This is a genomic window from Akkermansia sp. GGCC_0220, assembly GCF_017566105.1.
Lineage (GTDB): Bacteria > Verrucomicrobiota > Verrucomicrobiia > Verrucomicrobiales > Akkermansiaceae > Akkermansia > Akkermansia massiliensis.
Genome location: NZ_JABFCI010000174.1, coordinates 1 through 219 on the forward strand (window position 1 = coordinate 1; position 219 = coordinate 219).

The 219-nt window shown below is 44.7% G+C and carries 1 protein-coding gene; it reads right to left on the minus strand.

Annotated features, from left to right (window positions below):
• Positions 1-219 (minus strand): hypothetical protein (locus tag HJW02_RS13445; RefSeq protein WP_208050747.1); only part of this gene is annotated, 219 nt, incomplete at both ends.

The window sequence follows — 219 nt, forward strand, 5'->3', positions numbered from 1 at the left end:
GTTTACCGGTTTCTTTACGCCAGGAGTTCTTGCGGGCAACTTCCGCTTTATATTCCAAACGGTTGCGGGAGAAAGTCAGGTTCGGACGAATATAGTAACGGAAATCCTTTCCAATCTTATCATTCCAGCTCAATTCGATATCCACACCGCGGTTGCTTACTTCACCCAGATTCTGTAAAGCTGCATCTTTACCTACAATATCCGGATATCCCATGATAC